Annotated in this window: 17 protein-coding genes; 3 read left to right on the top strand and 14 right to left on the bottom strand. The window is 69.5% G+C overall.

The window, feature by feature from the left end; translation table 11 throughout:
- Positions 1 to 5 precede the first annotated feature (5 nt).
- Genes nuoL through ABZ490_RS21420 form a run of 12 tightly spaced genes read right to left on the bottom strand, consistent with a single transcriptional unit; the run spans position 6 to position 12662 of the window.
- Complete coding sequence (gene nuoL / locus ABZ490_RS21365; RefSeq protein WP_358992247.1) at positions 6 to 1919, bottom strand: NADH-quinone oxidoreductase subunit L; 1914 nt, start codon at positions 1917 to 1919, stop codon at positions 6 to 8.
- Between the two features lie 15 nt (positions 1920 to 1934).
- Entirely contained in the window at positions 1935 to 2234 is a 300-nt protein-coding gene (nuoK, locus tag ABZ490_RS21370) for an NADH-quinone oxidoreductase subunit NuoK (protein ID WP_067249406.1), read from the bottom strand.
- Complete coding sequence (locus tag ABZ490_RS21375) at positions 2231 to 3082, bottom strand: NADH-quinone oxidoreductase subunit J (RefSeq protein WP_358992249.1); 852 nt, start codon at positions 3080 to 3082, stop codon at positions 2231 to 2233. The genes nuoK and ABZ490_RS21375 overlap by 4 nt, the downstream gene beginning before the upstream one ends.
- Positions 3079 to 3690 carry an NADH-quinone oxidoreductase subunit NuoI gene (gene nuoI, locus ABZ490_RS21380; protein WP_358992251.1) on the bottom strand — a complete coding sequence of 204 codons (612 nt, stop codon included), beginning with the start codon at positions 3688 to 3690 and terminating at the stop codon, positions 3079 to 3081. The genes ABZ490_RS21375 and nuoI overlap by 4 nt, the downstream gene beginning before the upstream one ends.
- A complete protein-coding gene (gene nuoH, locus ABZ490_RS21385; protein ID WP_358992253.1) occupies positions 3683 to 5044 on the bottom strand; it encodes an NADH-quinone oxidoreductase subunit NuoH in 1362 nt (453 codons plus the stop codon). The genes nuoI and nuoH overlap by 8 nt, the downstream gene beginning before the upstream one ends.
- Entirely contained in the window at positions 5041 to 7545 is a 2505-nt protein-coding gene (locus tag ABZ490_RS21390; RefSeq protein ID WP_358992255.1) for an NADH-quinone oxidoreductase subunit G, read from the bottom strand. Before ABZ490_RS21390 ends, nuoH begins: the two co-directional genes overlap by 4 nt.
- On the bottom strand, positions 7542 to 8888 hold the full coding sequence (gene nuoF / locus ABZ490_RS21395) for an NADH-quinone oxidoreductase subunit NuoF (RefSeq protein WP_358992257.1): 1347 nt from the start codon (positions 8886 to 8888) through the stop codon (positions 7542 to 7544). Before nuoF ends, ABZ490_RS21390 begins: the two co-directional genes overlap by 4 nt.
- Entirely contained in the window at positions 8885 to 9667 is a 783-nt protein-coding gene (gene nuoE / locus ABZ490_RS21400) for an NADH-quinone oxidoreductase subunit NuoE (RefSeq protein ID WP_358992259.1), read from the bottom strand. The genes nuoF and nuoE overlap by 4 nt, the downstream gene beginning before the upstream one ends.
- Positions 9664 to 10986, bottom strand: coding sequence for an NADH-quinone oxidoreductase subunit D (locus ABZ490_RS21405; RefSeq protein ID WP_358992261.1), 1323 nt, complete (start codon positions 10984 to 10986; stop codon positions 9664 to 9666). The genes nuoE and ABZ490_RS21405 overlap by 4 nt, the downstream gene beginning before the upstream one ends.
- Positions 10983 to 11738 (bottom strand): NADH-quinone oxidoreductase subunit C, encoded by a 756-nt coding sequence (locus ABZ490_RS21410; RefSeq protein WP_358992263.1) that lies wholly within the window; start codon positions 11736 to 11738, stop codon positions 10983 to 10985. Before ABZ490_RS21410 ends, ABZ490_RS21405 begins: the two co-directional genes overlap by 4 nt.
- Positions 11735 to 12289: an NADH-quinone oxidoreductase subunit B gene (locus tag ABZ490_RS21415; protein WP_055635348.1), complete on the bottom strand. Its 555-nt coding sequence runs from the start codon at positions 12287 to 12289 to the stop codon at positions 11735 to 11737. The genes ABZ490_RS21410 and ABZ490_RS21415 overlap by 4 nt, the downstream gene beginning before the upstream one ends.
- Positions 12290 to 12302: 13 nt before the next feature.
- The gene (locus ABZ490_RS21420) at positions 12303 to 12662 is read right to left on the bottom strand and encodes an NADH-quinone oxidoreductase subunit A (protein WP_007383963.1); all 360 of its coding nucleotides are present in this window, start codon (positions 12660 to 12662) and stop codon (positions 12303 to 12305) included.
- Positions 12663 to 13405: 743 nt separating this feature from the next.
- Between ABZ490_RS21420 and ABZ490_RS21425 the strand changes: the two genes are divergently transcribed.
- Positions 13406 to 14203, top strand: a complete 798-nt coding sequence (locus ABZ490_RS21425) for a C40 family peptidase (protein ID WP_358992267.1) — start codon at positions 13406 to 13408, stop codon at positions 14201 to 14203.
- Between the two features lie 90 nt (positions 14204 to 14293).
- Here ABZ490_RS21425 and ABZ490_RS21430 read toward each other — a convergent pair whose 3' ends face one another.
- A complete protein-coding gene (locus ABZ490_RS21430) occupies positions 14294 to 15613 on the bottom strand; it encodes a geranylgeranyl reductase family protein (RefSeq protein WP_358992270.1) in 1320 nt (439 codons plus the stop codon).
- Between the two features lie 97 nt (positions 15614 to 15710).
- Between ABZ490_RS21430 and ABZ490_RS21435 the strand changes: the two genes are divergently transcribed.
- Complete coding sequence (locus ABZ490_RS21435) at positions 15711 to 16226, top strand: GNAT family N-acetyltransferase (RefSeq protein WP_358992272.1); 516 nt, start codon at positions 15711 to 15713, stop codon at positions 16224 to 16226.
- Positions 16227 to 16407: 181 nt separating this feature from the next.
- Positions 16408 to 16722, top strand: coding sequence for a PASTA domain-containing protein (locus tag ABZ490_RS21440; RefSeq protein ID WP_358992275.1), 315 nt, complete (start codon positions 16408 to 16410; stop codon positions 16720 to 16722).
- Positions 16723 to 16767: 45 nt separating this feature from the next.
- Here the strand turns inward: ABZ490_RS21440 and ABZ490_RS21445 are convergent, their stop codons facing one another.
- Positions 16768 to 17463 (bottom strand): demethylmenaquinone methyltransferase, encoded by a 696-nt coding sequence (locus ABZ490_RS21445; protein WP_358992277.1) that lies wholly within the window; start codon positions 17461 to 17463, stop codon positions 16768 to 16770.
- Positions 17464 to 17489 lie beyond the last annotated feature (26 nt).

Genomic DNA, 17489 nt, shown 5'->3' on the forward strand with positions numbered 1-17489 from the left:
CGGTATCAGACCGCCCTCATCAGCAGGGTCGCGGCGACGAGGAGCGCCGCACCGCCGAACATCGAGACCGCGTACGACCGCGCGAAGCCGTTCTGCAGTCGGCGCAGCCGTCCGGAGAGGCCGCCGACCGAGGCCGCCGCGCCGTTGACGACTCCGTCGACCAGGGTGTGGTCGACGTAGACCAGGGAGCGGGTGAGGTGCTCGCCGCCGCGGACCAGGACGACGTGGTTGAAGTCGTCCTGCAGCAGGTCGCGGCGGGCGGCCCGGGTGAGCAGCGATCCGCGCGGGGCGACGGCCGGGACCGGGCGGCGGCCGTACTGGGCCCAGGCGAGGGCGACGCCGATGACCAGGCAGACCATGGTCGCTCCGGTGACCGTCGCCGCGCTGAGCGGGGAGTCGCCCTCGCTGTGCCCGGTGACGGGTTCGAGCCAGTGCAGGAAGCGGTCGCCGATGCTGAAGAACCCGCCGGCGAAGACCGATCCGACGGCCAGCACGACCATCGGGATCGTCATGATCCTGGGCGACTCGTGGGGGTGCGGCTCGTGGCCCTCGGCATCGGGCTGCCAGCGCTTCTCGCCGAAGAACGTCATCAGCATCACGCGCGTCATGTAGAACGCGGTGAGGGCCGCGCCGAGCAGGGCGCAGCCGCCGAGGATCCAGCCCTCGGTGCCGCCCTTGGCGAACGCCGCCTCGATGATCTTGTCCTTGGAGAAGAAGCCGGACAGGCCCGGGAAGCCGATGATGGCGAGGTAGCCGAGGCCGAAGGTGATGAAGGTGACCGGCATGTACTTCCGCAGGCCGCCGTACCTGCGCATGTCGACCTCGTCGTTCATGCCGTGCATCACGGAGCCGGCGCCGAGGAACAGCCCGGCCTTGAAGAAGCCGTGCGTCACCAGGTGCATGATCGCGAAGACGTAGCCGATCGGGCCGAGTCCGGCGGCGAGGACCATGTAGCCGATCTGCGACATGGTGGAGCCGGCCAGGGCCTTCTTGATGTCGTCCTTCGCGCAACCGACGATCGCACCGAACAGGAGTGTGACCGCTCCGACGACGGTGACGACGAGCTGGGCGTCGGGCGCGCCGTTGAAAACGGCCGCCGAGCGGACGATCAGGTAGACGCCCGCGGTCACCATCGTCGCCGCGTGGATGAGGGCGGAGACCGGGGTCGGGCCCTCCATGGCGTCCCCGAGCCAGGACTGCAGGGGCACCTGGGCGGACTTGCCGCAGGCCGCGAGGAGCAGCATCAGGGCGATGGCGGTCAGCCTGCCCTCGCTCGCGTCGCCCGCGATGCCCGGCTCCCCCTCGCTGCCGAGCAGCGGGCCGAAGGCGAAGGTGCCGAAGGTGGTGAACATCAGCATGATGGCGATCGACAGGCCCATGTCGCCGACGCGGTTGACCAGGAAGGCCTTCTTCGCCGCGGTGGCCGCGCTGGGCTTGTGCTGCCAGAAGCCGATGAGCAGGTAGGAGGCGAGACCGACGCCCTCCCAGCCGACGTACAGCAGCAGGTAGTTGTCGGCGAGGACGAGCAGCAGCATCGCCGCGAGGAACAGGTTGAGGTAGCCGAAGAAGCGGCGGCGCCGCTCGTCGTGCTCCATGTACCCGACCGAGTACACGTGGATCAGCGAGCCGACGCCCGTGATCAGCAGCACGAACGTCATCGACAGCTGGTCGAGGCGGAAGGCGACGTCCGCCTGGAAGCCCTCGACCGGGATCCAGGTGAACAGGTGCTGGGTGAGCGTCCGGTCGTCGGCGCCCCTGCTGAGCAGGTCGCCGAAGAGGACGACGCCGAACACGAAGGAGACGGACGCGAGGAGCGTGCCGATCCAGTGGCCGACGGCGTCGAGCCGACGGCCGCCGACCAGGAGGACGGCCGCTCCGAGCAGGGGCGCCGCGATCAGCAGCGCGATCAGGTTCTCCACGATTCTTCCGACCCCTTACAGCTTCATCAGGCTGGCGTCGTCGACCGAGGCCGTGTGGCGGGACCGGAACAGCGACACGATGATCGCCAGCCCCACCACGACCTCCGCTGCGGCGACGACCATCGTGAAGAAGGCGATGATCTGGCCGTCGAGGTTGCCGTGCATACGGGAGAAGGTGACGAACGCGAGGTTGCAGGCGTTGAGCATCAGCTCGATGCACATGAACACGACGATCGCGTTGCGCCTGATCAGCACGCCGGTCGCGCCGATCGTGAACAACAGGGCGGCGAGGTAGAGGTAGTTGACGGGGTTCACTTCGACGCCTCCTCGGTCCGCCGGGAGTTGTGCTCCCGGTGCGGCGGCTCGCTCCCGCCGCGCTCCAGACGGTCCTCGGCGCGCTGCTCCAGCGCCTTGAGGTCGCTGAGCGCCTGGGTGGACACATCGCGGATCTGGCCGCGCTCGCGCAGGGTGCTGCTGACCGTGAGCTCCGACGGGGTGCCGTCGGGCAGCAGGCCCGCGATGTCCACGGCGTTGTGCCGGGCGTACACGCCGGGCGCGGGCAGCGGCGGCACGTGCTTGCCTTCGCGGACGCGCTGTTCGGCCAGCTCGCGCTGGGTCTTCGCGCGCTCGGTGCGCTCGCGGTGGGTGAGCACCATGGCGCCGACGGCGGCCGTGATCAGCAGGGCGCCGGTGATCTCGAAGGCGAAGACGTACTTGGTGAAGATGAGCGCGGCGAGGCCCTCCACGTTGCCGTTCGCATTCGCCTGGGAGAGGCCGGTGAACTCCGTCAGGGAGGCGTTGCCGATGCCGGCGACCAGCAGGACGCCGAAGCCGAGGCCGCACACCAGGGCCAGCCAGCGCTGCCCCTTGATGGTCTCCTTCAGGGAGTCCGCCGCGGTGACCCCGACGAGCATCACCACGAACAGGAACAGCATCATGATCGCGCCGGTGTAGACGACGATCTGCACGACGCCCAGGAAGTAGGCGCCGTTGGCGAGATAGAAGATCGCCAGGATGATCATGGTGCCGGCGAGGCAGAGCGCGCTGTGGACGGCCCTCCTCATGAAGACGGTGCACAGGGCGCCGATCACCGCGACGGTGCCGAGGACCCAGAACTGGAAGGCCTCTCCGGTGGAGGTGGAGTAGGCGGCGAGCTGGCTCATGCCTCCACCTCCTCCGTGGAGGGCTGCTCGCCCTGGGAGACGGCCACCTGGCGCTCCGTGCCGGGCGCGGCCTCGGTCACCAGGCCCCGGTAGTAGTCCTGCTCGTCGGTCCCCGGGTAGATCGCGTGCGGGGAGTCGACCATGCCGTCCTCCAGACCGGCCAGCAGCTGCTCCTTGGTGTAGATCAGGTTGGCACGGCTGGAGTCGGCGAGCTCGAACTCGTTCGTCATCGTGAGCGCGCGGGTGGGGCAGGCCTCGATGCACAGACCGCACAGGATGCAGCGGGCGTAGTTGATCTGGTACACGCGCCCGTACCGCTCGCCCGGCGAGTAGCGCTCCTCGTCGGTGTTGTCCGCGCCCTCGACGTAGATCGCGTCGGCCGGGCAGGCCCAGGCGCACAGCTCGCAGCCGACGCACTTCTCCAGGCCGTCCGGATGGCGGTTGAGCTGGTGCCGTCCGTGGAACCGCGGGGCGGTGGTCTTCTTCTGCTCCGGGTACTGCTCGGTCAGCCGCTTCTTGAACATGGCCTTGAAGGTCACGCCGAAGCCGGCCACGGGGTTCTGGAAGCCGGGATTCGTCTGCCCGGTCTCCTTCGGCTCCTCAGCCATCGGACGCCTCCTTTCCATCCAGCGATCCGTCACTGACAGTGTCCGATCCGCCACTGACAATCAGCTCCCGCTCCCGGCGCGGACGGCGCCTGGGCACCGCGGGAAGCTCCTGTCCGGGCAGTGGCGGTACGGGGAATCCGCCCGCCATCGGGTCGAAGCCCGCGGGCTCGGCGGGAGCCTGGGCCGCCTTCGCGCCGCCGCGGAACATGTCCACGACGAAGGAGAGCAGCAGCAGGGTGAGCACACCGCCGCCGACGTAGAGGGCGATCTCGGCGAAGTCGTAGTTCTCGTTGCGCAGGGTCCGTACGGTCGCGACGAGCATCAGCCACGTCACCGACACCGGGATGAGGACCTTCCAGCCGAGCTTCATCAGCTGGTCGTAGCGCACGCGCGGGAGCGTGCCGCGCAGCCAGATGAAGAAGAACAGCAGCAGCTGGACCTTGACGACGAACCAGAGCATCGGCCACCAGCCGTGGTTCGCGCCCTCCCAGAAGCCGCTGATCGGCCAGGGGGCCCGCCAGCCGCCCAGGAAGAGCGTGGTGGCCACGGCCGAGACGGTCACCATGTTGACGTACTCGGCGAGCATGAACATCGCGAACTTGATCGACGAGTACTCGGTGTTGAAGCCGCCGACCAGGTCGCCCTCGGACTCCGGCATGTCGAACGGGGCACGGTTCGTCTCGCCGACCATGGTGACGATGTAGAGGATGAACGAGACCGGCAGCAGGATGATGTACCAGCGATCCGTCTGCTGCTCGACGATCGTCGACGTCGACATCGACCCGGAGTAGAGGAACACCGAGGCGAACGCCGCGCCCATGGCGATCTCGTACGAGATCATCTGCGCGCACGAGCGCAGGCCGCCCAGGAGCGGATAGGTGGATCCGGAGCTCCAGCCCGCCAGGACGATGCCGTAGATGCCGACCGAGGCGACCGCGAGGATGTACAGCATCGCGATCGGCAGGTCGGTGAGCTGCATCGTGGTGCGCTGGCCGAAGATCGAGATCTCGTTGTCGGCGGGGCCGAAGGGGATCACCGCGATCGCCATGAAGGCCGGGATGGCCGCCACGATCGGCGCGAGGACGTAGACCACCTTGTCGGCGCGCTTGACGATGAGGTCTTCCTTCAGCATCAGCTTGATGCCGTCGGCCAGCGACTGGAGCATGCCCCAGGGGCCGTGCCGGTTGGGTCCGATGCGCAGCTGCATCCAGGCGACGACCTTGCGCTCCCAGACGATGGAGAACAGCACCGTCACCATCAGGAAGGCGAAGCAGAACACCGCCTTGATGACGACCAGCCACCAGGGGTCGCGGCCGAACATCGAGAGGTCTTCAGCGGCGAAGTACGGGCTCATGCCTCCACCTCCTGGGGGGCCTCGGCGGCGGGCGTCGCCGGACCGATGCGGACGAGGGAGCCGGGCCGGGCCCCGGTGTCGGAGGCGACGCCGCCGCCGGTGGAGTTCAGCGGGAGCCACACCACCCGGTCGGGCATCTCGGTGACCTGGAGCGGCAGTTCGACGACGCCCTGGGGGCCGGTCACGGCGAGGACGTCGCCGTCCTTCACCCCGGCCTCGGCGGCCGTCGCGGCCGACACGCGTGCGCGTGCCGCGTGCCGCGTCCCGGCGAGCGCCTCGTCGCCGTCCTGCAGCCGGCCCTGGTCCAGCAACAGCCGGTGTCCGGCCAGCACGGCCTCGCCCGTGGCGGGCCTCGGCAGTACGCCGGAGGTCTCCAGGGGTTCGGTGGCGCGCGCCCCGTCCCAGGCGCCGAGCCGGTCCAGCTCCGCGCGCGTGGTGCGCAGGTCCGGCAGGCCCAGGTGGACGTCCATGGCGTCGGCGAGCATCTGGAGCACGCGCGCGTCGGACGGCGCCGGCCTGCGGGTCATCTGGTCGGGCTTGAGCGCCGCCTCGAAGAAACGGACCCGGCCCTCCCAGTTGAGGAACGCGCCCGGCTTCTCGGCGACCGCGGCCACCGGCAGCACCACGTCCGCGAGCCGCGTGACCTCGCTGGGCCGCAGCTCCAGCGACACCACGAACCCGGCCTCGGCGAGCGCCTCACGCGCGCGTGCCGGATCCGGCAGGTCGGCGACCTCCACCCCCGCGACGAGCAGGGCCTGCAGCTCGCCGGACACGGCGTCCTCGACGATCTGGCCGGTGTCCCTGCCGTGCCGGTGCGGGAGGTCGGCGAGACCCCAGGCGGCCGCGACCTCCTCCCGCGCGCGCGGGTCGGTCGCCGGACGACCGCCCGGCAGCAGCGAGGGCAGCGCACCCGCCTCGATCGCGCCCCGCTCCCCCGCCCGGCGCGGGATCCACACCAGGGAGGCCCCGGTGGCGTTGGCGGCCCGTACGGCGGCCGTCAGACCGCCGGCCACACTCGCCAGCCGCTCCCCCACGACGATCACCGCGCCCTCGCCGCGGAGCGCCTCGGCGGCCTTGCCGCCGTCCTCCTCCAGGCCGACCCCGCCGGCCAGGGCGTCCAGCCACTCGGTCTCGGTGCCCGGAGCGGCCGGCAGCAGGGTGCCGCCCGCCTTCTCCAGGCCGCGGGTGGCGTGCGTGGCCAGCGAGAACACCTGCTGACCATGCTTGCGCCAGGCCTTGCGCAGCCGCAGGAAGACGCCGGGGGCCTCCTCCTCCGACTCGAAGCCGACCAGCAGGACGGCGGGCGCCTTCTCCAGCGAGTCGTACGTGACGCCCGTACCGTCGAGGTCACGGCCGCGGCCGGCGACCCGGGCCGCGAGGAAGTCGGCCTCCTCGACGCTGTGCACGCGCGCGCGGAAGTCGATGTCGTTGGTGTCGAGCGCCACGCGCGCGAACTTGCTGTACGCGTACGCGTCCTCGACGGTGAGCCGGCCTCCGGTCAGGACACCGGTCCTGCCGCGCGAGGCGAGCAGCCCCTGCGCGGCGATCTGGAGCGCCTCCGGCCAGGACGCCGGTTCCAGGTCGCCCTCGGCGTTGCGCACCAGGGGCGTCTCCAGGCGGTCGCGCCCCTGCGCGTACCGGAACCCGAAGCGCCCCTTGTCGCAGATCCACTCCTCGTTGACCTCGGGGTCCGGGGCCGCGAGACGCCGCATGACCTTGCCGCGCCGGTGGTCGGTGCGGGTGGCGCAGCCGCCGGAGCAGTGCTCGCACACCGAGTGCGAGGAGACCAGGTCGAAGGGGCGGGAGCGGAATCGGTACGCCGCCGAGGTCAGCGCGCCGACCGGGCAGATCTGGATGGTGTTGCCGGAGAAGTACGACTCGAACGGGTCGCCCTCGCCGGTGCCGACCTGCTGGAGCGCGCCGCGCTCGATCAGCTCGATCATCGGGTCGCCCGCGACCTGGTTGGAGAACCGGGTGCAGCGGGCGCACAGCACGCACCGCTCGCGGTCGAGCAGCACCTGGGTGGAGATCGGGACCGGCTTCTCGTACGTCCGCTTGCGGCCCTCGAACCGGGAATCGGCCTGGCCGTGGGACATCGCCTGGTTCTGCAGGGGGCACTCGCCGCCCTTGTCGCAGACCGGGCAGTCCAGCGGGTGGTTGATGAGGAGCAGCTCCATCACGCCGTGCTGCGCCTTCTCCGCCACGGGCGAGGTGAGGTGGGTCTTCACCACCATCCCGTCCGTGCAGGTGATGGTGCAGGACGCCATCGGCTTGCGCTGGCCCTCGACCTCGACGATGCACTGGCGGCAGGCGCCGGCCGGGTCGAGGAGGGGGTGGTCGCAGAAGCGGGGGATCTCGATGCCGAGCTGCTCGGCGGCCCGGATGACCAGGGTGCCCTTGGGCACGCTGATCTCCGCTCCGTCGATCGTCAGCGTGACGAGATCCTCCGGCGGGACCGCCGCCTCTCCCCCTCCCGTGGGAGCGCTGGTGGTCACGGTCATGCGTTCACCTCCGGGCGGTCGGCCCAGGCCGTCGACTTCGCCGGGTCGAAGGGGCAGCCCCGGCCGGTGATGTGCTGCTCGTACTCCTCGCGGAAGTACTTGAGCGAGGAGAAGATCGGCGAGGCGGCGCCGTCGCCGAGGGCGCAGAACGACTTGCCGTTGATGTTGTCGGCGATGTCGTTCAGCTTGTCGAGGTCGGAGAGCGCGCCCTTGCCGGCCTCGATGTCACGGAGCAACTGCACGAGCCAGTAGGTGCCTTCACGGCACGGGGTGCACTTGCCGCAGGACTCGTGGGCGTAGAACTCGGTCCAGCGGGTGACGGCGCGCACCACGCACGTCGTCTCGTCGAAGCACTGGAGTGCTTTGGTGCCGAGCATGGAACCCGCGGCACCCACTCCTTCGTAGTCCAGAGGGACGTCGAGGTGCTCGTCGGTGAACATCGGGGTCGAGGAGCCGCCCGGTGTCCAGAACTTCAGGCGGTGGCCCGGTCGCATGCCGCCGCTCATCTCCAGGAGCTGACGGAGGGTGATGCCGAGCGGGGCCTCGTACTGGCCGGGGCGGGCGACATGGCCGCTGAGCGAGTAGAGCGTGAAGCCCGGGGACTTCTCGCTTCCCATCGCCCTGAACCATTCTTTCCCTTTTTGCAGGATCGCGGGAACTGACGCGATCGACTCGACGTTATTCACCACAGTCGGGCACGCATAGAGGCCCGCGACGGCAGGGAAAGGGGGACGGAGCCGCGGTTGACCACGGCGGCCTTCGAGCGAGTCGAGCAGTGCGGTCTCCTCACCGCAGATGTACGCGCCGGCGCCGGCGTGCACGGTGATGTCGAGGTCGAGTCCGCTGCCCAGGATGTTCTCGCCGAGGTAGCCCGCCGCGTAGGCCTCGCGCACGGCCTCGTGCAACCGCCGCAGAACGGGGACGACCTCACCACGCAGATAGATGAAGGCATGCGACGACCTAATGGCGTAACACGCGATCACCATGCCCTCGATGAGGCTATGCGGGTTCGCGAAGAGGAGCGGGATGTCCTTGCAGGTGCCCGGCTCCGATTCGTCGGCGTTGACAACTAGATAGTGCGGCTTTCCATCACCCTGGGGAATGAACTGCCATTTCATCCCCGTCGGGAATCCCGCGCCGCCGCGGCCGCGCAGACCGGATTCCTTCACGTACGCGATCACTTCGTCGGGGGACATGGCGAGCGCCTTGCGGAGCCCCTCGTACCCCTCGTGCCTTCGGTAGACGTCGAGCGACCAGGACCTCTCCTCGTCCCAGAAGGCCGACAGCACGGGTGCGAGCAGCTTCTCGGGGCTGCTGCCTTTCAGCTCGGGTGCCAAGGTCATCCCTCCCCCTCCTCGGTGACCGTGTCCGTGGGGCGCGCGTCCTCGGGTTCGTCGCGCGGATGGACCACGCGCGCGGGTGCGGCCTCTCCCCTTGCCAGGCGAAGGCCCACCAGCGACGCCGGTCCCGCACTGCCGCTCGCCTCGACGGCCCCTGGCCGCTCGTCGGGGAAGCCGGCCAGGATCCGCGCGGTGTCCTTGAAGGTGCACAGCGGCGCCCCGCGCGTGGGCGACACGGTGGCTCCGCCCCGCAGGTCGTCCACCAGGCGCTTGGCGCTCTGCACGGTCTGGTTGTCGAAGAACTCCCAGTTGACCATCACGACCGGCGCGAAGTCGCAGGCCGCGTTGCACTCGATGTGCTCCAGGGTGATCTTTCCGTCGCCGGTGGTCTCACCGTTGCCGACGCCGAGGTACTCCTGGAGCGCCTCGAAGATCGCGTCGCCGCCCATCACCGCGCAGAGGGTGTTGGTGCAGACGCCCACCTGGTAGTCGCCGCTCTCGTGGCGGCGGTACATGGTGTAGAAGGTGGCGACCGCGGTGACCTCGGCCGTGGTCAGGCCGAGGACGTCCGCGCAGAACCGCATCCCGGTGCGCGTGACGTGTCCCTCCTCCGACTGCACGAGATGCAGCAACGGCAGGAGCGCGGACCGGGAGTCGGGGTAGCGGGCGACGATCTCGCGCGCGTCCGCCTCCAGCCGGGCCCGGACGTCGTCCGGGTAGGCGGGCGCGGGCAGTTCGGGCATGCCCAGGCTGACGCCCCGCTCGGAAGAAGAGGTGGTCACCGGTCGACGCCTCCCATCACGGGGTCGATGGACGCGACGGCGACGATGACGTCGGCGACCTGGCCGCCCTCGCACATCGCCGCCATGGCCTGAAGGTTGGTGAAGGACGGGTCTCGGAAGTGGACCCGGTAGGGGCGGGTGCCTCCGTCGGAGACGACGTGCACCCCGAGTTCGCCCTTGGGCGACTCGACCGCCGCGTACACCTGTCCGGGCGGGACGCGGAAGCCCTCGGTGACCAGCTTGAAGTGGTGGATCAGGGCCTCCATGGAGGTGCCCATGATCTTCTTGATGTGGTCGAGGGAGTTGCCGAGGCCGTCCGGTCCCAGGGCGAGCTGGGCGGGCCAGGCGATCTTCTTGTCGCCGACCATGACGGGGCCGGGCTGGAGCCGGTCCAGGCACTGCTCAACGATCCTCAGCGACTGGCGCATCTCCTCCAGGCGAATGAGGAAGCGGCCGTAGGAGTCGCAGGAGTCTGCGGTCGGGACGTCGAAGTCGTACGTCTCGTAGTCGCAGTACGGCTGGGTCTTGCGCAGGTCGTGGGGCAGGCCGGTGGAGCGCAGGATCGGGCCGGTGGCGCCGAGGGCCATGCAGCCGGCCAGGTCGAGGTAGCCGACGTCCTGCATACGGGCCTTGAAGATGGGGTTCCCGGTGGCGAGCTTGTCGTACTCGGGGAGGTTCTTCTTCATCTTCTTCACGAACTCGCGGATGTGGTCCACCGCGCCGGGCGGCAGATCCTGGGCGAGTCCGCCGGGGCGGATGTACGCGTGGTTCATCCTGAGGCCCGTGATGAGCTCGTAGATGTCGAGGATCATCTCCCGGTCGCGGAACCCGTAGATCATGATCGTGGTGGCGCCGAGCTCCATGCCGCCGGTGGCGATGCACACCAGGTGGGAGGACATCCGGTTCAGCTCCATCAGGAGCACCCGGATGATCTTGGCGCGTTCGGTGATCTGGTCCTCGATGCCGAGGAGCTTCTCGACGCCGAGACAGTAGGCGGTCTCGTTGAAGAAGGACGTCAGGTAGTCCATCCGCGTCACGAACGTGGTGCCCTGCGTCCACGTGCGGTACTCGAGGTTCTTCTCGATGCCGGTGTGGAGGTAGCCGATGCCGCAGCGGGCCTCGGTGACCGTCTCGCCCTCGATCTCCAGGATCAGACGGAGCACTCCGTGGGTGGAGGGGTGCTGGGGGCCCATGTTGACGACGATGCGCTCGTCGTCGGCGCGGGCCGCGGACTGGACGACCTCGTCCCAGTCGCCACCGGTGACCGTGTAGACGGTGCCCTCGGTGGTCTCGCGGGGAGAAGCGTGTGACGTGCTCACGAGTACGACCTCCGCTGGTCCGGAGCCGGGATCTGGGCGCCCTTGTACTCGACGGGGATGCCGCCGAGGGGGTAGTCCTTGCGCTGCGGATGGCCCTGCCAGTCGTCCGGCATCATGATCCGCGTCAGGGCCGGGTGACCGTCGAAGACGATCCCGAAGAAGTCGTAGGTCTCGCGCTCGTGCCAGTCGTTGGTCGGATAGACCGGGACCAGGGACGGGATGCGCGGCTCGGCGTCGGGAGCGCTGACCTCCAGGCGGATCAGCCGGTTGTGGGTGATCGAGCGCAGGTGGTAGACGGCGTGCAGCTCGCGGCCCTTGTCGTTCGGGTAGTGGACACCGCTCACTCCGGTGCAGAGCTCGAAGCGCAGGGCCGGGTCGTCGCGCAGGGTGCGGGCGACGCGCAGCAGGTGCTCGCGCTCGATGTGGAAGGTGAGCTCGCCGCGGTCGACGACCGTCTTCTCGATCGCGTTCTCGGGGACCAGCCCCTGTTCCTCCAGGGCGCCCTCCAGTTCGTCGGCGACCTCGTCGAACCAGCCGCCGTAGGGCCGGGCGGCGGCGCCCGGGAGGCGGACGGAGCGGACCAGGCCGCCGTAGCCGGAGGTGTCGCCGCCGTTGTTGGCGCCGAACATGCCGTGCTGGACGCGGACCTCCTCGCCGCCCTGACCGCGCTGGCCGGGGAGGTTGGAGGCGGAGAGGTCCTTCTCGGGGTTCACGCCGTCCGGCGCACCGCCGGTGCCGTTCGCGTCGCTCACCGCAGCAGCCCCTTCATCTCGATCGTGGGCAGGGCCTTGAGCGCCGCCTCCTCCGCCTCGCGGGCCGCTTCCTCCGCGTTCACGCCCAGCTTGGAGTTCTGGATCTTGTGATGGAGCTTGAGGATCGCGTCCATCAGCATCTCGGGGCGTGGCGGGCAGCCGGGGAGATAGATGTCGACGGGGACGATGTGGTCGACGCCCTGGACGATCGCGTAGTTGTTGAACATGCCGCCCGAGGACGCGCACACGCCCATGGAGATGACCCACTTCGGGTTCGGCATCTGGTCGTAGACCTGCCGCAGCACCGGCGCCATCTTCTGGCTCACCCGGCCGGCGACGATCATGAGGTCCGCCTGGCGGGGTGAGCCGCGGAAGACCTCCATGCCGAAGCGGGCCAGGTCGTAACGGCCCGCGCCCGTGGTCATCATCTCGATGGCACAGCAGGCGAGGCCGAAGGTGGCGGGGAAGACGGATGCCTTGCGCACCCAGCCCGCGGCCTGTTCGACGGTGGTCAGCAGAAAACCGCTCGGCAGCTTTTCTTCGAGTCCCATGACTAAAGGCCCCTCAGTCCCATTCCAGGCCGCCGCGCCGCCAGACGTACGCGTAGGCGACGAAGACGGTGAGCACGAAGAGCAGCATCTCCACGAGCCCGAAGACACCCAGGGCGTCGAAGGTGACGGCCCAGGGGTAGAGGAAGACGATCTCGATGTCGAAGACGATGAAGAGCATCGCCGTCAGGTAGTACTTGATGGGGAAGCGCCCGCCGCCGGCCGGCGTGGGGGTCGGCTCGATTCCGCACTCGTAGGCCTCGAGCTTGGCGCGGTTGTACCGCTTCGGCCCGATCAGCGTGGCCATGACCACGGAGAAGATCGCAAAGCCTGCCCCGAGGGCTCCCAGTACGAGGATGGGCGCATAGGCGTTCACCGCTCCTCGCTCCTCTCAGTCGGCACTGACTGCTGGCGATGGCACTGGGCTCACATCCGCCCCACGCATCCCGCGAACCCCGTGTGTCCCAACGAAGATCGCGAACATGTGAAGCAGGTCACAAGCCCAACTGCCTCGCATCCTATGCCCGCCGCTCTGTGATCTGCGACACGGGGTATTGCACAAGCTTTGTGATCTCCACCACCTGACGAAGGATCATGAAGTCATATCGGCGGCGATCTTCGTACGGGAAGCGCCAGAGTGATCACAAGAAGTGACATTTGCGCTCGTCGCCGCAGGCCGCGAGGGGCGTCTCTATATCAAGAGGCTTCCCTTGCATGCAAATTGGCGATGGACATCCCGGCTTGATAGAGGGACGCGTTCACACCTCGGAGGGAAGCCCGGGGCGGGGTGTGGACGCGTGCACGCGTTCACGAGCGGGACGAAGGTGATCTACGCGCGGGACGCGGTCATTCCGGTGACCGTTCCGTGACCTGCGCCACATCGATGAGAGGCTCATGAGAACCGGGCTTGGCCAACGATCGCCACCGATGGTAGGTCGAGGGCAATTCGGACGTAACAGCGAAAGGCCATGATCACAGCCCTGAATACCCTTGTCCACAATGTCCGTTACGGCGTCAATAAAGAGTGGCGCGCAGGGTATTTGGGGCTCGCGTTGAACAAATGTGGCGCAGCACACGTTTCTTGAAGGTATGGAGGAGCCCCTGATACCGGTTGGACTCATGTCCCACACCGCTCACATACGCAGCCACCGGAAGCCCCGCCGCAGCGCGTCGAACATCGCGATGCGGGCCGGAGTCGCCAGTGGTGTCCTCGGCACACTGGCGGTCGCCACGGCGGCCGGATCGGCCAGCGCTGCCGAGCCGGTGACCCAGACGCTCGAACTGCCCGTGTTCACGGGCGACCTGGCAGCCCAGGTGGCGCAGTCCGCCCAGGCGACGCAGCAGGCCGCCGCGAACTACCAGCTCGAGGCCGAGCGCGACGCGGCCGCCGCCGCGGCGGCCAAGCAGGCCGCGAAGGACCTCGCGTCCGCCAAGAAGGCGGAGGCGAAGAAGAAGGCCGAGGAGGCCCGGGTGGCCGCCGCGGAGGCCGCCTCCCGCAACGCGGAGCGGACCACGCTCGCCACGTCGGCGGGCAGCAGCTCCACCAGCACGTCGACCGCGACCGGTTCGGCCGCGGCCGTCATCGCCTTCGTGAAGGCCCAGGTCGGCGACGCCTACGTCTCCGGCGGCACCGGCCCCAACTCCTGGGACTGCTCGGGCCTCGTGCAGGCCGCCTTCCGCCAGGTCGGCGTCGACCTGCCGCGCGTCTCGCAGGACCAGTCGATGCAGGGCACCCAGGTCTCGCTGGACAACCTCCAGCCGGGCGACATCCTGTACTGGGGTGGCAGGGGCAGCGCGTACCACGTGGCGGTCTACGTCGGCGGCGGCATGTTCGTCGGCGCGCAGAACCCGTCCACGGGCGTCGTCGAGCGGCCGCTGTCGTACGACCCGCCGACCGGCGCCGTGCGGGTGCTCTGACCGCACCCCGCACCTCTCGCACGTAAGGGCCGCAGCCGCTCGGGGGCAGCGGCCCTTCGCGTCGTCCCGGAACCCGGTCCCCGAACGCCGTCAGGCCTTCGGGGCCACCTTGCTCAGACCGTTGATGATGCGGTCCATCGCGTCGCCGCCCGTGGGGTCGGTCAGGTTGGCGAGCATCTTCAGCGTGAACTTCATCAGCATCGGGTGGGTCAGCCCGCGCTGCGTGGCGATCTTCATGACCTTCGGGTTGCCGATGAGCTTCACGAAGGCGCGGCCGAGCGTGTAGTAGCCGCCGTAGGTGTCGGCGAGGATCTGCGGGTACCGCCGCAGGGCCAGTTCGCGCTGGGCCGGGGTGGCGCGGGCGTGGGCCTGGACGATGACCTCGGCGGCGATCTGCCCGGACTCCATGGCGTACGCGATGCCCTCCCCGTTGAAGGGGTTCACCAGGCCGCCGGCGTCGCCGACGAGCAACAGGCCCTTGGTGTAGTGGGGCTTGCGGTTGAAGGCCATGGGCAGGGCGGCGCCGCGGATCGGGCCGGTCATGTTTTCGGGGGTGTAGCCCCAGTCCTCCGGCATCGACGCGCACCAGGCCTTGAGAACCTCGCGCCAGTCGAGTTCCTTGAAGGAGTCGGAGGTGTTGAGGACCCCCAGGCCCACGTTGCTCGTGCCGTCGCCCATGCCGAAGATCCAGCCGTAGCCGGGCAGGAGGCGGTCCTCGCCGGGGCCGCGGCGGTCCCACAACTCCAGCCAGGACTCCAGGTAGTCGTCGTCGTGGCGCGGGGAGGTGAAGTAGGTCCGGACCGCGACGCCCATCGGGCGGTCCTCGCGGCGGTGCAGGCCCATCGCCAGCGACAGCCGGGTGGAGTTGCCGTCGGCGGCGACCACCAGCGGGGCACGGAAGGTGACTTCGCGCTTCTCCTCACCCAGCTTGGCGTGGACGCCGGTGATCCGGCCGGTGCGGTCGTCGACGATCGGGGCGCCGACGTTGCAGCGCTCGTACAGCCGGGCCCCGGCCTTCTGGGCCTGGCGGGCGAGCTGCTCGTCGAAGTCGTCGCGCTTGCGGACGAGTCCGTAGTCGGGGAAGGAGGCGAGATCCGGCCAGTCGAGCTGGAGCCGCACCCCGCCGCCGATGATCCGCAGGCCCTTGTTGCGCAGCCAGCCGGCCTCCTCGGAGATGTCGATGCCCATCGACACGAGCTGCTTGGTGGCGCGCGGGGTGAGACCGTCGCCGCAGACCTTCTCGCGCGGGAACTCGGTCTTCTCCAGCAGGAGTACGTCGAGTCCGGCCTTGGCGAGGTAGTACGCGGTCGTGGAGCCGGCCGGCCCCGCGCCGACGACGATGACGTCGGCGGTGTTGGCGGAGAGCGACTCGGAGGCGGACGCGGAGTGGGGCTCGGTCTCGGCGGTCACGGCGGGATCTCCCCAAGTTCGTAATCTGCGTGCCGACGGGCACTGGACATGGGCAGTCTATTCAGCAGAATTGATCACCTGGCTGAAGGGCTGCCCCGTGAACCGAGCTCTCCCCGTAGTACGGCTGCGTGTCCCCACGGACGAGGACGCGGTCGCGTGGCACCGGATCTTCGATCACCCGGACGTCATGGAGTTCCAGGGCCACCGGTCCGCCGAGCTCTCCGTCTACGAGGAACTCACCGCCCGCCAGCGCCGGCACGACGCCGAGCACGGCTTCTGTCTGTGGACGATGCTGGACCGCGAGGACCGGGTCATCGGCTTCACGGGGGCGCAGCCGTGGCCGGCGGACTGGGGCCCCCGGGGCGAGATCGAGATCGGGTGGCGGCTCGGGCGGGAGCACTGGGGGCAGGGGTACGTCACGGCGGCCGCGCAGATGACGCTGGAGCGGGTGCGGGCGGCCGGTGTGCCGACGGTGGTGGCCATGGTCGACGCGCAGAACGCCCGCTCGATCGCGGTCACCCAGCGCCTCGGGATGCGGCTCGCGGAGGTCTTCACCTCGCCGGAGGGCAAGCGGAAGGGACACTGCTACCGGCTGGACCTCCAGCCCCGCTGACGCCCGTCGGCCCCGCTACCCCCTACCACCCCGGCGCCCCGGCGCCCCGGCGCCCCGGTGACGCTGAGTGGCGAAACGTCACGGATGGACACGCAGCGCTTCCGGACGGCACACCTGTGCGGTTACCCTTCCAGTATCGCTGGGGGTGACATCTGTGCTCATACCACCCAAGACACCCGAAGTGCGTGTGCCACGGTTCGTCGGTCTGATGGCCGTGGACGCGCGCGAGAAGGCCACGGCACAGGGCGTGCTGCTGGCCGCACCGGACCGGCCCGACTTCCACCGGGCCGTCGTGGACTACGTCGTACGGCAGTACCCGCCGCCCGGGGTGGAGGTGCCGCGCGGGGCCGTCGTCACCGTGTGGTTCGACTTCGCCGAGGGCGAGGGCGGTGGCGGCGCGGGCGTACGGGAGCCGCGCGTGCCGAGACCGGGCGGAGGCGGCCTGGAGCGCGAACTGGACCGCCCCAAGGACCCCTTCGAGCCCGTCGCGCTCTGAGAAGGCCCTCTGTGGCTCTCCAAGAGGCTGTGGCTCCCCGAGGGCTCAGGCCTGCTTGAAGCCCCGGTGGAGGGTCACCACGCCGCCGGTGAGGTTGCGCCAGGCCACCCGGGACCAGCCGGCCTTGCGCAGCAGCTCGGCGAGCGCGGGCTGGTCGGGCCAGGCGCGGATGGACTCGGCGAGGTAGACGTAGGCGTCCGGGTTCGAGGAGACCGCGCGGGCCACCGGGGGCAGGGCGCGCATCAGGTACTCGGTGTAGACGGTCCGGAAGGGCGCCCAGGCCGGGTGCGAGAACTCGCAGATCACGACCCGTCCGCCGGGCCGGGTCACCCGGTACATCTCCCGCAGGGCCGCGTCGGTGTCCTGCACGTTGCGCAGGCCGAAGGAGATGGTGACGGCGTCGAAGGTGTCGTCCTTGAACGGCAGCCGGGTGGCGTCGCCGGCCGTGAACGGCAGCCAGGTGTGCTTCCTCTTGCCGACCTGGAGCATGCCGAGGGAGAAGTCGCAGGGGACGACGTACGCCCCCGTCGCCGCGAACGGCAGGGAGGAGGTGGCCGTGCCCGCGGCGAGGTCCAGGACCTTCTGCGCCGGGCGGGCGTCGACCGCCTTCGCGACCTCCTTGCGCCATCTGCGGTCCTGGCCGAGCGACAGCACGTCGTTGGTCAGGTCGTACCGTTCCGCCACGCGGTCGAACATCGAGGCGACTTCGTGGGGCTGCTTGTTCAGGGAAGCGCGGGTCACCTCGCCATTCTTGCAGCACGGCTCCG

Origin of the sequence: Streptomyces sp. NPDC005811, assembly GCF_040630405.1 — a bacterium.
Lineage (GTDB): Bacteria > Actinomycetota > Actinomycetes > Streptomycetales > Streptomycetaceae > Streptomyces.